The sequence below is a fragment of the Thiomicrolovo immobilis genome (assembly GCF_039645955.1).
Lineage (GTDB): Bacteria > Campylobacterota > Campylobacteria > Campylobacterales > Sulfurimonadaceae > Thiomicrolovo > Thiomicrolovo diazotrophicus.
The window spans coordinates 2,334,215-2,347,806 of the sequence record NZ_CP147916.1; the positions used below are offsets into that span (position 1 = coordinate 2,334,215).

Genomic DNA, 13,592 nt, shown 5'->3' on the forward strand with positions numbered 1-13,592 from the left:
TCCTAGAAGAGCATCGAGAACGACACAATCATCACGTCCTCGTTCTCCCGGGTATGAAACTGGTACTCGCCTTTGAGCGCCACGGGGAAAAGCGGACGATAGGTATATCCTACGACGGTCACCGTGTCATCGGAGTTGGCCACATAGTCCGTTGTGTACTCCAGACGCAGTACCGCGTAATGGTGATCACGGATCTGCCGGGTTCCCTGGAGATACCCCCCCGCATTGCTGCGCGTGTTGTCATCATTCCGCCGGTAACCGGCTTCGGCTATGATCCTGGTCAGCGGCGTACGGTACTGGCCCGATACATAGAGGTAGCCCCACGCCTCCTCTTCGACCCGCTCCTCGTAGCGTCCGGCATTCACCCCGTACGACCAGGCCCCCCGTTCGCCGATGACACCGATCCCGCTTTGGCGCTCGATATCGAAGTTGTTATAGAGATTGTCACCGTTAAACGCCGCATCCAGGTCTTTCGTGATCTGCATCAGGACATTGACGCTGACGGACCCCGCCGTGATCTTGGCATCAATGCCCGTAGTAAAGCGGGGAAAGATCTTCTCCGTGATGCTGGGACTGGAGGTCGTATCGCGCAGAACATTGACCGGCATCCGGTTCCAGTAGCCGACCGGCGTATTGAACTTTCCGACCGTCACCTGCAGCCGTTCGGAAGGTTCATACTGGAGGTAGACGCGCTCCGTATGGGGGGTGCCGTCGATATCGGTCTGGGCATCGTACCCGTAGCGCCTCCGGTACAGATCGCCCCACTCAATCTCCGCCAGACCGCTCCACGCTCCCTTTGTACCGTACAACATGACGGCCAGATCATCGAGACTGATCTCGCTTGATCCTTTGAAGTTGTTCCAGTAGGCCAGGGAGAAGTAGCCGCCGAGGTAGAGCGGCGTTTTGCCGACCTGCACCCCTTCGCCGAGACGGTATTCGTCCGCTGCCGCCCCCGTCAGTGTCAATAGTGCCAGGAGCCCCGCGGTCCAAACCCGTCCCATCATCTTCATCATGCCCCATTATACAATGACTCCTCATAACGGCGGAGGCTTTGGGCTATAATGTCGGTATGAATAGTACCCTTACCCCCACCCTTGACTTCGGTCGCGTCAACACCCTCCGGATCGACCGCTTTGCCGTGCCCGGCGCCTACCTGATGGCGAAGGACGGCAGCGACGTCCTGCTACCCAACCAGTACGTGACCGATGCCATGGCGATCGACGACCTCCTGGAGGTCTTTGTCTATACTGACTCCGAAGACCGTCCCGTCGCAACCACCGATCGGCCGACGGCGATGCGTGACGAATTCGGCTTTTTCACCGTCGTCGACGTCGCCAAATTCGGCGCCTTCGTCGACTGGGGACTGCCCAAGGACCTGCTGGTACCGAAAAACCGTCAGAAGACCCCCTTCAAAGTCGGTGAAAAACGTTTTTTGCGGGTTGTCAAGGATGAAGAGTCCGACCGCCTCGTCGGAGTGGAGCGCATCAGCAAGTACCTCTCGCATTCGCCGAGGGGCTACCACCCGAACAAAGAGGTGAAGCTGCTCTTTATCGCCAAATCGCCCCTGGGCTTCAAAGTGATCGTCGACGATGCCTACGAGGGGCTCGCCTTCGATAACGAGATCTTCGAACCGGTCGCGGTCGGCGACAGCCGGACCGGCTATGTGAAACAGGTCCGTGCCGACGGCAATTTTGACGTCAGCCTGCAGCCCGTCGGGAAAACGGCCCGCGCCGGCAGCGACCAGGCGAAGGTCCTCGGCCCCCTCGACGCGGCAGGCGGCATGCTGCCGTACAACTCCAAAAGCGATGCTGACCTCATCACCAAAACCTTCGGCCTGAGCAAAAAGGCGTTCAAGAGAGCGCTCGTCCAGCTGCAGGAGAGCGGCGATATCGAGGTCAAAGAGACCGGGATCTACCGCAAATAGCGCGATGGCGAAGAAGAAACCGGCCGAATCCTATGCCGATCTGAAGATCGTTTTCGAACATGAACAGGAGCTTTGGCAGCTGCTGCGCCTCGACCCCAACAGCATGAACGTCGTCGTGCGTGCACAAGAAAGCGGCAAAGAGCGTACCCTCCCCTTCGCCCATCTCCCGAAAAGCGTCAAGAAAAAGATCCGCCCCCTCTAACGAACCAAACGCCCCTTTTCATAAACAGTGTATAATGGAATATAAGCAGTTCCTATTCAGGCGATCCGTTTTCTACCGATTACAGATGAAAGGAGAGCGTATGTCAGCCCCTGCATGGTTATCCAAAAAACTCGATGACGGCCGCATCCTCTGCGAGGCGTGCCACCAGCACTGCAAACTTTCAGAAGGCGAGTACGGCGTCTGCGGTATCCGCAAAGTCGAAGGGGGGCAGCTACAGTTGCTCACCTACGGCCTGGCCGCCGCCGTGAACGTCGACCCCGTCGAAAAAAAACCGATGTTCCACTTCCTGCCCGACACCAAGGCCTTCTCCTTCGGAACGGTCGGCTGCAACTTTGCGTGCAAATTCTGCCAGAACGCGGACATCTCCCAGTACCCCAAGGAGCACGACCATAAGATCGCGGGACAGCCGCTCGGCCCCGAACAGATCGTTGCCCTGGCCAAAGAGTACGGCTGCGACTCCATCGCCTACACCTACAACGAACCGGTCGTCTTTTTCGAATATACCTACGATACGGCCAAACTCGCCCACGAGGCGGGATTGAAGAACATCTACGTCACCAGCGGCTTCGAAACCCACAAGGCGATTGACACCCTGCTGCCCTACCTCGACGGGATGAATATCGATATCAAGGGGTACACGGAAGCGTTCTACGAGGACATCTGCGGCGCCAAACTCAAGCCCGTGCTCGATACGGTCAAATACGCCCACGACAAGGGGATCTGGATCGAAGTAACGACATTGCTGATTCCCGGGAAGAACGACAGCGACGAGGAGATAAGAAAGATCGCGCGTTTTGTCGCCGACCTCGACGTGAACATCCCCTGGCACGTCAGCGGCTTTTACCCCATGTACAAGATGCTCGACACCCCGCCGACCCCGCCAACCACCCTGATCCGCGCCTACGAGATCGGCAAGGAGGAGGGGCTCAACTTCGTTTACATCGGCAACTACGACGACGAGGACCGCGAATCGACCTACTGCCCCAACTGCGGATTCAAGGTCATCAACCGCAGCGGCCATATCGGCCAGTACGTACAGAATCACCTCACCGAAGAGGGCGACTGCCCGCAGTGCGGAACGCATATCCCGGGAGTATGGGCCTAAAGCAGTAACCTCCCCGTAACGCCCCTGCAATGGGAGGGCACTACAATCGCGCCCATGAAACGGGTGGCGATACTGTTGCTGGTGCTGCTGTTCTATGCCCGTGGAGCCGAGGAGCGTGCCGGCGCATCGTGGGGCATGGCCTCGACACTGCGTAGCGCCTCCGTTCCCTACGCCACGACGCAAAGCGACCCCCTGCTGAACAGCTATGTGCTGCTGCTCTACCTCGAGACGCCTTACTTTTTTTTAGACGGCACCGAAGCGGGCATCCCCCTCTGCGGCAACGACCGCTGGAGCGTCGCCGCCTACGGTGCCATGCACTTTGTCGATATGCCGCGACATGACTCAGACTACTTCAGCGACGATACCGCCGACCTCGGCGTAATGGCGCGTTACCGTATAGGAAAGTGGCACACCGACCTGCTGCTGCTCAGCGACCCGGCGCGGCGGGTCCATGCAAAACTGCGTGTCGGCACCGAACTGGAACGGGGGGCATGGTCGTGGCGCCCCTACGCCGCAGCAGGGATCAAAAGTGCGGAGTACAACAGCTACTACGACGGGCAGAACCGCGTCCGTGTCGGCGCGGACGCCGAGGCCGAAGCAGGCGTAAACACGTGCCTGTACCTGACCGATGACATCGCCCTGATCGCCAACGCGAAGCTGCGCTACCTGGGCGACGAAGCGGCCAAAGCCCCCACGACCGATTCCGCATGGCAGAGCGAACTCTACCTCGGGGCGGGGATCTTTCAAAACAGGGGACAAACAGTGCACGGATTCGACCCCAAAGGCTACCTTCGGATCGCCTTCGGCGAAGCGACGCCTTCCTCTTTCAGTGAAAACCTTCTGGGCGAAGGGGTCCGGGATAAACACGGGCTCTACCTGCTCTCCCTCTTTTATGGCTTCCCCTTAGCACAGACCCTCTTCGGTGCGCCGATCCGCACCTACTTCGCACCGGGTTTCGTCCACCATTTCGCCAACGACCTGCAGCCTCCCGCCCAGGAGTACGTCGGCGCTTTCAAGTTCTACTACCGGCCGCCGCCCTGGTGGCTCCGGTTCGGGTTCGGGACGGGACTCTCCTACATCACCCGCACAACCTATATCGAACGCTCCATCAATGCCAAGGACGGGTACGACCACACCTCGCATCTGCTGCAGTACCTCGACTTCTCTTTCGATGTCGAGCTGTGCCGTCTCTTCAGAAGCGGATGGAAAGCCCTCTGGTTCGGCTACGCCCTGCACCACCGCTCCGGCGTCTTCGAAGCCGCCCATCAATACGGCCAGATCAAAGGGGGCAGCAACTACAACACCTTTTACCTGCAGCTGCATTTCGGCGAATAGCGGCGCTACATCACCGTCCGGTTTCGGCCGAGCTGTTTGGCGCGGTAGAGGTTCATGTCCGCCTCGAAAACAAGATGGCGGGGGTTGTCGCGCAGCCGTTCACTATATTCGGCGATGCCGATACTGACAGTAACCGGGGTACTGATGATGCACCCTTCCCACGTCCGGTTTTCAAAACAGGTACGGATTTTCTCGCAGATGCCGAACGCCTCTTCCGCCGTCGTCCCCGGCAGGATTGCCAGAAACTCCTCGCCGCCGTAACGGAAGATATGATCCGTTTTGCGCAGATGTTTTGAGAGTGTTTCCGCCATCCCGATGATGACGGTGTCGCCGTCCTGGTGACCGCAGGTATCGTTGACTGATTTGAAGTGGTCAAGGTCAAACATCACGACGCAAAAAAGCGTGCCGATCAGGCTGTGCAGACGGATTTCGCTACTGAGGATCTCCATCAGGTCCCGGCGGTTCAGCAGACCCGTCAGTGCGTCCTTGGAGACGTCGTCGATCAGCGTCTGCTGGGTCACGTTGATATTGAGTTCGTTGTAGAGATACATCGACTGGCGGACCAGCATGATGTAGTCAATGAAGATCTTGTGGTAGTCCTCTCGGCGAATGGAGCGGTAGATGTTCTTGGTGATCAGGTGGATTTCGTGGTGCGTGTCGAGCATATCCTTGCGCACCATGGGGTCCGGGATGAACTTGACAAGCTCCTCGCTGTGCAGCCAGCTGCCGCACATGCAGAGGTGTTCGTCGAACTCTATCCGCGCATCGGGGTTCATCACCCGGATATCCTTGATCACCTCAAGGATCCACTCCAGGTGCTCTATGACGGCCGGGATGCCGATCTGTTGCTTGATCTGCCGTTCGAGCGTCTTCTGGTCGTTGTCGAGGCTCGGCTCCAGGTACCCGGCGGCACTGGCATTGATCGCCTTACGAACGTAAAGTTCAATCGCATCCGGCAATCCCTTGATATCGCTCACCCCCTCCAGCTCATCGATCAAAAAGGTATAGAGCGTATCGAAAGCCCCCCTGTACTCGACGTAGGGAAGCCCCATCTTGAAATGAAAGAGCCCCAGCTGCTTGAAGCGCGCAAAAAAAGCCGCGTCCTCATCATAGACGGCAGCGAGAAAACTGGCGAGCTGGGCCTGCTTGAGATGGTCAAGATCCACCCATTTTAAGAACTCCTCAACATAAGTATTCTTGATCAGATCTTCATAAAAACGGTCAAAAGCGCGGTGCAGCAGCCCTTCGAAAAGGGTGATATTCGATTTAATCATCACCTCTCCTTCAACCAATGTTTTATTTCATTGAACTGTGAGAAATTATTACATCATAGAGTCATTATACACCATTTTATTTCGCGCTTTCTGTCTCCTGCTCCTAGCTCAATTCCTTCAGCTGATGATGGCATCGTGCCACTGCACGAGGGTCAGCCGGTATCCGCCGGTGACGGGCAGGACTTCATGACTGTAGACCGGGTTGCTCGGGAAGATGACCATATCCCCGGCTTTGGGGCGTATACACACCGGCACCCCGTCGGCGCCACTGAGGTAATTAAAGCGCAGCTCTCCTCCGGAGAAGTGCATCCCCTCCCCCTCTTCATCCCGATGTGTCGTCGCGAAGAGCACTGTTGTGATCTTACGCGCCGGGGCGACCTGTGTAAACCCGACCGTCTCCCCCTCGCTGTTGACGAGTTCGTTCGAATCATCGGCATGCTTGATATAGAAGCCTCCATTCGTGTACTCCAGGGCCTGCACCTCCGTAGCAGTCGTCAGGGCCACTTTAAAATAATCTTCAATCTGTTTCTGGTGATAGGCGAAACTGAGGTTGTACCCTTCAAGCAAGGCTTCGGGCAGCTGATGGATCGCCGTCTTCCGAATATCCTCTTCCAATTCCGGCACAATCACGCCGAGTTGGCTGTGCTTGACCAGTGCCCGCTCTCCTTCGCTCTTTTCGGAAGTATACGCTGCGATCTCGGCACAGGCTTCGGCGGAGAGAAAGTTCTCGATGATAAGATAGGGGTAGTCGTAATAGGGGTTGGCCATCAGGCGGGTCTCATATCGGAGGTCGGCGATGAAGTCATCGCAGTAGACAAAATTGCTGATTTGCCGCAAGCAGTTCTCCGTGCCCGTAAAGGCGAAAGTGGAATCTGAAATAGTAACCTAAATTTTGAAAAAAAGTGTGGTGGAAAATGGTCGGGATGACAGGGCTCGAACCTGCGACCCCCAAGCCCCCAGCTTGGTGCGCTACCAGACTGCGCTACATCCCGACGAGGAGGGAAATTATATCCAAAAAGTTTAAAAATTCATGCTGGAACCGTACTGAAAAACAGTACGAATTCCATGGGGGAAGCACGTATTATTTATAGCGGTACGTAATGCGGCCCTTGTCCAGGCTGTACGGCGTCAGTTCGATCTTGACGCGGTCGCCCGGAAGGATCTTGATGTAGTGCATCCGCATCTTGCCGGCAATGTGGCACAGGATCACGTGGCCGTTCTCAAGCTCTACACGAAAAGTCGCGTTCGGCAGCGCTTCAACTACTGTACCGTCAACCTCAATGACATCATCTTTTGCCATTTATGCTCCTTGGGGTAATGATAAGATTTCCGCTTTGCCGCCGATGACAGCAACCGTATGTTCGTAATGCGATCCGCGCAGTCCGTCGCTGCTGACGACGTCCCAGCCGTTTTCCAGGATCACCGCCTTGGCCTCTTTTTGGCAGATCATCGGCTCGATGCAGAACACCATGCCGTTCTTGATCTTCGGACCCGCCTTGGGGTTGGAACCCTCCAGGTAGTTCGGGATCTCCGGTTCCTCATGGGGACGCTTGCCGATGCCGTGGCCGCAGAACCCGCGCAGCGGCACAAAGCCACGTTCGAGAATGAACTGCTCAATCGCCATGGAGAGCTCTTTGAACCGCATCCCCTCTTCAATGATATCGATGGCATAGTAGAGCGAATCTTTGGCACAAGCGATCAACGCATTGTCCTGCTCGGTCACCGTTCCGACCGGGACGGTAATGGCCGAATCGCCGTAATAGCCTTCGAGTTCCGTCCCGATGTCATAGCCGATGATATCGCCTTCTTGCAGACGGTAATCATTGGGAATGCCGTGGATGATAACTTCATTGAGAGAGGTACAGACAGCATTGGGAAATCCGTAGAGCCCTTTGAAAGAGGGACGCGCGCCGTGGCTGCGGATGTAATCCTCAGCCATGGCGTCGAGCTCTTTGAGGCTCAGCCCCGGACGGGTCTCTTTACGGAGAAGGTCAAGGGTACCGCCAACGATAGCGTTGGCGGCACGGAGTTTTTCGATTTCTTCAGGTTTGCGCAGCGCGATGGCCATGGGAGTTACAGACCAACCGCGCTGAGGGTTTCGTACTTGCTCATGTAGATTTGCGCTTCGATCTTGCGCATCGTATCAAGAGCAACCTGAACGACGATAAGTACGGCCGTACCGCCGAAGTAGAACGGTACACCCATCCCCTTGACGATGATCCACGGCAGGGTCGCGACCAGGCCGAGGTAGATCGCCCCGGTGAACGTCAGGCGGGATGCCGTTTCGTTCAGGAACTCCTTCGTCGCTTCGCCCGGACGCACGCCCGGAATGAAACCGCCCTGGCGCTTGAGGTTATCGGAGATATCCTTCGCGTTGAAGACGATCGACGCATAGAAATACGCGAAGAAGACAACGAACAGGAAGGTCAGGAAGTTGAAGAAGTAGCCGCTCGGATTGAGCAGGTCCGCAACCGCCTGAACATACGGGTTCGTACTGCTGGAGAGCACTGTCATCGGGAACATCAGGATCGCCGAAGCGAAGATGACCGGGATGACGCCCGACAGGTTGACCTTGATCGGGATGTAGTTCATCACGCGCTTGTTCTGGTTCGCCATCATCGTTTTCTTGGCATACGTCACGGGGATGCGGCGTTCGCCGAGTTCCACGTAGATGATGATACCGACGGTGACGAGGATCAGCAGCAGGATCGCAATGACCGTGATGAAGCTGATCGCACCCGTATTAAGCATCGTGACCGTCTGACCGATCGCAGACGGGATCGCAGAAACGATCCCGGCGAAGATGATCAAAGAGATACCGTTGCCGACGCCGCTTTGCGTAATCTGCTCACCGATCCACATCAACAGCATTGTACCGGCGAGCATGGAGATCGCCGCGACCATGACAAAAGTGCCGTGGTCCATCAGGATTGCGCTGCTGCCGTCTTTGCCCGTCATGCTCTGCAGACCGATGCTGACCCCGACCGCCTGCACAAGGGTGATGGCAATCGTGGAGTAGCGGATGATCTGCATATATTTGACCATGCCGTCGCGCTCTTTTTTCATCTGTCCAAGGTTCGGGAAGGTCGCTGCAAGCAGTTCCATAATGATCGACGCGGTAATGTAAGGCATGATACCGAGTGAAATGATGGAGAGACGTTCGACGGCGTTTCCGCTGAACATGTTAAACAGGCCGAGAGCATCGGAGGAGTGTGAATCGAAGAAAGAGGCGATGACGGCAGTGTCTACGCCCGGCACCGGCACGTAGGCCAGTAGCCGGTAGAGGAACAGAAACCCGATCGTAATGAGGATCTTGTTGATGAGCTGCTGGTTCATTACTTGCCGGTTGTTGTAACGTTTTCGTCTTTGATCTTGGAAGCAAGGTCTTTCGCAGATGCGCCGACCAGTTTGACCTTAGTCACGGCCTTGCTCATCTTGTGAACACCGCGGATCGCTTCGACTGTGATCTCGTCGAGTGCCGCAACCGCTTTCATGCGGTCGACGTTGATAACGTACGGTTTAACAACACGTGACGTGAACCCGATCTTCGGCAGACGGCGTGCCAGCGGCTGCTGACCACCCTCGAAGTTACGCTTTGCATTGTAACCTGAACGTGCCTTCTGACCTTTGTTACCTTTACCTGCGGTTTTACCGTTACCGCTACCCTGACCGCGGCCCAGACGCTTTGTATTGCTTGTGGAGCCCGCTGCAGGTGTCAAGTTTTCGAGTGCCATATGCTTATCCTTTCATACGCGCAAGCGCTTCGATCGTCGCGCGGACAACCGAATTCGGATTGTTCGAACCGATGGATTTCGTCAGGATGTCCTGGATACCCGCGAGTTCGAGAACCGGACGCATCGCACCACCGGCGATAACACCGGTACCTTCGGATGCCGGTTTCATCAGGATGCGGCTTGCGTTGAACTTGTGCTCGATATCGTGCGCAATTGTAGTCCCTTTAATCTTAACATCCGTCAAGTTTTTGAACGCTTCGTCTACCGCTTTGCGGATTGCGTCAGGAACCTCTTTGGCTTTGCCGTAACCGAAGCCGACGATGCCGTTCTTGTTACCGACGACGACCAGCGCGGTGAAACGGAAACGACGACCACCTTTGACAACTTTTGTGACCCGACCGATGTGTACGATCGATTCTTCGAATTCTTCTCTGTTGACAGTTTTCATCGATCAGTCCTTAAAACTTAATTTCATTCGCGCGAAGAGCATCGGCAAATGCCGCAACGACGCCGTGGTAGACGTAACCGTTACGGTCAAAGAAGATCTCGCTGACGCCGGCTGCTTTGAGCTTGCCTGCGAAATCCGCTGCCAGTGCTGCCGCACCCTCTTTGTTCGCTTTCGCACCCAGCGGCTTCGTGTTGGAAGCTGCCAGTGTCACCGCGCTCGCGTCGTCGATTGCCTGGACGCTGAGGTAGCGGTTAGAGCGGAAGATGCTGACGCGCGGCTTCGCTGCCGTACCGTTGATGTTTGCACGGATGCGGCGCTTGCGCTGAACACGTTTTGAAACTTTTGCTTTCAATACTTTTGCATTCATCTGCTCACCCCTTATTTCTTGGCTGTTTTACCGGCTTTGCGGACAATATGCTCTTCAACATATTTGACACCTTTGCCTTTGTAAGGCTCCGGCGGCCGGAAAGCGCGGATCTCGGCAGCCATCTGGCCGAGTTGCTGGTTGTCAACACCCTTGAGTGTGATAACGTTCTTGTCGACAGAAACATCAACACCCGCAGGGATGTCGTAGTTGATGTCGTGGGAGAAGCCGAGCTGCAGGTTCAGGACTTTGCCCTGGACCGCGGCACGGTAACCGACACCGTTGATTTCGAGCTTACGTTCGAAACCTTCAGTGAGGCCCTTGACGATGTTCGCTGCGAGGGCACGGTAGGTTCCCCAGAATGCGCGGTGCTCGCGTGCATCGGATTTGGATGCAAACGTCAGGGTGTTGTCTTCGATCGTGAAGTCAACGTTGCCTTTCGTGTCGAGGGTGCGCGTGTTGTTGCCTTTTTTGAAAGTGATAACTTCACCGTCAGCCGTTACGTTCACATCGGCCGGGAATGCGACCGGAGCTTTACCAATACGTGACATGCGTTATCTCCTTACCAAACTGTACAAAGTACTTCACCGCCGACGCCAAGCTCGTAAGCTTTATCGTTCGGGATGACACCTTTGGAAGTACTGACGATGATCGTACCGTAGCCGTTTTTGAAACGCTTGATGTCGTCACGGCCCTTGTACACGCGGCGTCCCGGTTTGGAAACGCGCTTCATCTCGTTGATGACGGTTTTACCCGCTTCATCATACTTCAACACAACGTTGATGCTCTTCTTGTTGCCGTCTTCGACAACGTTGAAGCTATCAATGTAACCCTTCTCTGCGAGAATACCAACGACTGCTTCGACGGACTTGGAGTGCATCAGCGTTGTCACGTCGAGGCGACGCATTGCTGCATTCCGGATACGGGTCAAAGAGTCTGCAATAAGATCATTTACCATTTTATTTTTCCTTGCTAACAGTCAGGAGTTTCAAGCTTACCAGCTTGACTTTCTGACGCCTGGGATCAATCCCTCATTTGCCATTTTTCTAAAGCAAACACGACAAATACCGAAGTCACGGAGTACAGAGTGCGGGCGACCGCAGATCTGGCAACGTGTGTAAGCGCGAACCGCGAATTTCGGTTTGCGCTGCTGTTTTGCGATCATGGACTTCTTAGCCATTACTCTCTTCCTTTCGCGAACGGCATACCCATGGATTCGAGCAGGGTAAATGCCTCTTTGTCACTCTGCGTTGTTGTGACAATAGTGATGTTCATCCCGTGGATCTGCATGATGGAATCATAGTTGACTTCCGGGAAGATCAGCTGCTCGTTCAGACCGAAGTTGTAGTTACCGCGGCCGTCGAAACCGTTGCGCGGAATACCACGGAAGTCTTTCACGCGCGGCAGAGCGACAGCGATCAGTTTGTCCAGGAAGGTGTACATGTTCTCACCGCGCAGGGTGACTTTGACACCGACCGGCATCCCTTCGCGGACTTTGAAGCCTGCGACGGATTTGCGTGCGTCTACGACAGTCGCATGCTGACCGGCGATCAGGCTGATCGTGTCCTGGATGTTCTGGATCAGTTTGTTGTCTTTCATCGCGAAGCCGGTACCGACAGAGATGATAATCTTTTCGACCGCCGGGATCTGCATCGGGTTCTTGATCTCAAGCTTGCTCTGCAGTTCCGGTTTCATTGCGACATATTTATCTTTCAAACGTGCCATAACTTACGCCTCCACTTTGCGGACATTGGATGCATCGATCGGCATCTCTTTGCTCATGAATCCGCCCTTCGGGTTCTCTTCGGTCGGCTTGACCGCTTTTTTCGCGAGCTTGCAGCCTTTGACGAGGACCTTGTTCTCTTTCGGCATGACCATCAGAACTTCTGCCTTGGTGCCTTTGTCGTCACCGGCAATGATCTCGACCATATCGCCTTTTTTGAAGTTAAACTTTGCCATTACACAACCTCCGGAGCCAGGGAAACGATCTTCATGAAACCTGCGTAGCGTACTTCACGGCTAACAGGACCGAAGATACGGGTACCGATCGGCTCTTTTTTCGCGTCGAGGATGACGGCGGCGTTGTCATCGAAACGGATCAGAGAACCGTTTTCGCGCTGTACTTCTTTTTTCGTACGGACAACGACAGCCTTGACGACCTGACCTTTTTTGACTTTTCCGGTCGGGAGCGCTTTCTTGACTGAAGCAACGATAACGTCACCTACAGAAGCGTAACGGCGCTTGGAACCGCCCAGAACCTTGATACACATGATCTCTTTCGCACCAGTGTTATCTGCAACGTTCAGACGAGTAAAGCTCTGGATCATGACTCTACTCCTGTGGCGACAACGCTTTTAAGTTCGAAAGACTTTGTCTTGGACATCGGGCGGCACTCGACCGCGATCACTTCGTCACCGACGTTCAGCGTGTTGTTCTCATCGTGGATGAGATATTTTTTGAAACGCTTGACCGTTTTGTGGTAGCGCGGGTGCATAACGCGGCGCTCGACAACGACCGTCGCCGTTTTGTCACCGGCTTTCTTGACGACTACACCCTGAATTTCACGTTTAGACATTCGGGTCTCCTTACTTCGCTGCGCTGAGCGCAGTGTTGATACGGGCGATATCTTTGCGCACGTTGCGCAGTTCGCTCGTGTTCTGCAGTTGCATCGTTTTTTGCTTCAGTCTCAGCGTGAAGAGCTCAGTCTTCTTCTCTTTGAGCATTGCGCTCAGTTCCGCTGAAGTCTTCTCTGCCAAATCAGTATACTTCATTGTCCATCTCCGCCGTTACAATTTTCGTTTTGAATGGCAGCTTGTGCATCGCAAGCGTCAGCGCTTCGCGTGCCAGGGACTCTTCAACGCCACCCATTTCGAAGATGATACGACCCGGTTTAATGTTCATTACCCACTGGTCGATTGCACCTTTACCTTTACCCATACGTACTTCAAGCGGTTTCGCCGTAAGCGGCTTGTCCGGGAAAACACGGATCCAGATCTTACCCTGGCGCTTGATGTGACGGGTTGCCGCGATACGCGCCGCTTCGATCTGACGGGAGTTGATACGACCCGCTTCGACCGCTTTGAACGCGATATCACCGAACGCAAGCTTGTAGCCGCTACGCGCTTTACCGCGGTTGCGACCCTTCATGTACTTGCGGTATTTCATTCTTTTTGGCATCAACATGA

At 55.2% G+C, this 13,592-nt stretch carries 22 protein-coding genes and 1 tRNA gene; 4 read left to right on the forward strand and 19 right to left on the reverse strand.

All coding sequences use genetic code 11. The features are described 5' to 3' along the window. Positions 1–2: 2 nt before the first annotated feature. A complete protein-coding gene (locus tag WCX72_RS12030) occupies positions 3–1,013 on the reverse strand; it encodes a hypothetical protein (protein ID WP_345969982.1) in 1,011 nt (336 codons plus the stop codon). A 56-nt stretch (positions 1,014–1,069) separates the two neighbouring features. On the opposite strand from WCX72_RS12030, the gene WCX72_RS12035 reads away from it, so the two are divergent. From WCX72_RS12035 to WCX72_RS12050, 4 genes are all read left to right on the forward strand, one after another. Continuing rightward, entirely contained in the window at positions 1,070–1,924 is an 855-nt protein-coding gene (locus WCX72_RS12035) for a S1-like domain-containing RNA-binding protein (RefSeq protein WP_345969983.1), read from the forward strand. A gap of 4 nt (positions 1,925–1,928) precedes the next feature. Further along, the gene (locus WCX72_RS12040) at positions 1,929–2,126 is read left to right on the forward strand and encodes a hypothetical protein (RefSeq protein WP_345969984.1); all 198 of its coding nucleotides are present in this window, start codon (positions 1,929–1,931) and stop codon (positions 2,124–2,126) included. Positions 2,127–2,226: 100 nt separating this feature from the next. After that, positions 2,227–3,252, forward strand: coding sequence for an AmmeMemoRadiSam system radical SAM enzyme (amrS, locus tag WCX72_RS12045; RefSeq protein WP_345969985.1), 1,026 nt, complete (start codon positions 2,227–2,229; stop codon positions 3,250–3,252). 54 nt (positions 3,253–3,306) lie between these two features. Beyond that, complete coding sequence (locus tag WCX72_RS12050) at positions 3,307–4,587, forward strand: MipA/OmpV family protein (RefSeq protein WP_345969987.1); 1,281 nt, start codon at positions 3,307–3,309, stop codon at positions 4,585–4,587. Between the two features lie 5 nt (positions 4,588–4,592). Here WCX72_RS12050 and WCX72_RS12055 read toward each other — a convergent pair whose 3' ends face one another. The 18 genes from WCX72_RS12055 to rplP form a co-directional block, all read right to left on the reverse strand. Continuing rightward, positions 4,593–5,861 carry a diguanylate cyclase gene (locus WCX72_RS12055; RefSeq protein ID WP_345969988.1) on the reverse strand — a complete coding sequence of 423 codons (1,269 nt, stop codon included), beginning with the start codon at positions 5,859–5,861 and terminating at the stop codon, positions 4,593–4,595. Positions 5,862–5,978: 117 nt separating this feature from the next. Continuing rightward, a complete protein-coding gene (locus tag WCX72_RS12060; RefSeq protein WP_345969989.1) occupies positions 5,979–6,698 on the reverse strand; it encodes a 2OG-Fe(II) oxygenase in 720 nt (239 codons plus the stop codon). 78 nt (positions 6,699–6,776) lie between these two features. Then, a tRNA-Pro gene (locus WCX72_RS12065) sits at positions 6,777–6,853 on the reverse strand. Positions 6,854–6,942: 89 nt separating this feature from the next. Next, a complete protein-coding gene (gene infA / locus WCX72_RS12070; RefSeq protein WP_231019334.1) occupies positions 6,943–7,161 on the reverse strand; it encodes a translation initiation factor IF-1 in 219 nt (72 codons plus the stop codon). After that, complete coding sequence (gene map, locus WCX72_RS12075; RefSeq protein WP_231019335.1) at positions 7,162–7,929, reverse strand: type I methionyl aminopeptidase; 768 nt, start codon at positions 7,927–7,929, stop codon at positions 7,162–7,164. It lies immediately after the preceding gene. A gap of 5 nt (positions 7,930–7,934) precedes the next feature. Continuing rightward, a complete protein-coding gene (gene secY / locus WCX72_RS12080; protein ID WP_231019336.1) occupies positions 7,935–9,197 on the reverse strand; it encodes a preprotein translocase subunit SecY in 1,263 nt (420 codons plus the stop codon). Then, positions 9,197–9,595: a 50S ribosomal protein L15 gene (gene rplO, locus WCX72_RS12085; RefSeq protein WP_345969990.1), complete on the reverse strand. Its 399-nt coding sequence runs from the start codon at positions 9,593–9,595 to the stop codon at positions 9,197–9,199. The genes secY and rplO overlap by 1 nt, the downstream gene beginning before the upstream one ends. A gap of 4 nt (positions 9,596–9,599) precedes the next feature. Then, complete coding sequence (rpsE, locus tag WCX72_RS12090) at positions 9,600–10,043, reverse strand: 30S ribosomal protein S5 (protein ID WP_231019338.1); 444 nt, start codon at positions 10,041–10,043, stop codon at positions 9,600–9,602. Positions 10,044–10,053: 10 nt separating this feature from the next. Next, a complete protein-coding gene (rplR, locus tag WCX72_RS12095) occupies positions 10,054–10,410 on the reverse strand; it encodes a 50S ribosomal protein L18 (RefSeq protein ID WP_231019339.1) in 357 nt (118 codons plus the stop codon). An 11-nt stretch (positions 10,411–10,421) separates the two neighbouring features. Next, entirely contained in the window at positions 10,422–10,958 is a 537-nt protein-coding gene (gene rplF / locus WCX72_RS12100; protein WP_345969991.1) for a 50S ribosomal protein L6, read from the reverse strand. Between the two features lie 11 nt (positions 10,959–10,969). Next, positions 10,970–11,365 carry a 30S ribosomal protein S8 gene (gene rpsH / locus WCX72_RS12105; protein ID WP_231019341.1) on the reverse strand — a complete coding sequence of 132 codons (396 nt, stop codon included), beginning with the start codon at positions 11,363–11,365 and terminating at the stop codon, positions 10,970–10,972. Positions 11,366–11,401: 36 nt separating this feature from the next. Beyond that, positions 11,402–11,587, reverse strand: a complete 186-nt coding sequence (locus WCX72_RS12110; RefSeq protein ID WP_231019342.1) for a type Z 30S ribosomal protein S14 — start codon at positions 11,585–11,587, stop codon at positions 11,402–11,404. Continuing rightward, entirely contained in the window at positions 11,587–12,132 is a 546-nt protein-coding gene (gene rplE / locus WCX72_RS12115; RefSeq protein WP_345969993.1) for a 50S ribosomal protein L5, read from the reverse strand. The genes WCX72_RS12110 and rplE overlap by 1 nt, the downstream gene beginning before the upstream one ends. 3 nt (positions 12,133–12,135) lie before the next feature. Further along, a complete protein-coding gene (gene rplX / locus WCX72_RS12120) occupies positions 12,136–12,366 on the reverse strand; it encodes a 50S ribosomal protein L24 (protein ID WP_231019344.1) in 231 nt (76 codons plus the stop codon). Next, a complete protein-coding gene (gene rplN, locus WCX72_RS12125) occupies positions 12,366–12,734 on the reverse strand; it encodes a 50S ribosomal protein L14 (RefSeq protein ID WP_231019345.1) in 369 nt (122 codons plus the stop codon). Before rplN ends, rplX begins: the two co-directional genes overlap by 1 nt. Continuing rightward, positions 12,731–12,982, reverse strand: a complete 252-nt coding sequence (rpsQ, locus tag WCX72_RS12130; protein WP_231019346.1) for a 30S ribosomal protein S17 — start codon at positions 12,980–12,982, stop codon at positions 12,731–12,733. Before rpsQ ends, rplN begins: the two co-directional genes overlap by 4 nt. Before the next feature lie 10 nt (positions 12,983–12,992). Beyond that, complete coding sequence (gene rpmC / locus WCX72_RS12135) at positions 12,993–13,178, reverse strand: 50S ribosomal protein L29 (RefSeq protein WP_231019347.1); 186 nt, start codon at positions 13,176–13,178, stop codon at positions 12,993–12,995. Next, the gene (rplP, locus tag WCX72_RS12140; RefSeq protein ID WP_345969994.1) at positions 13,165–13,590 is read right to left on the reverse strand and encodes a 50S ribosomal protein L16; all 426 of its coding nucleotides are present in this window, start codon (positions 13,588–13,590) and stop codon (positions 13,165–13,167) included. The genes rpmC and rplP overlap by 14 nt, the downstream gene beginning before the upstream one ends. Between the last annotated feature and the right edge of the window lie 2 nt (positions 13,591–13,592).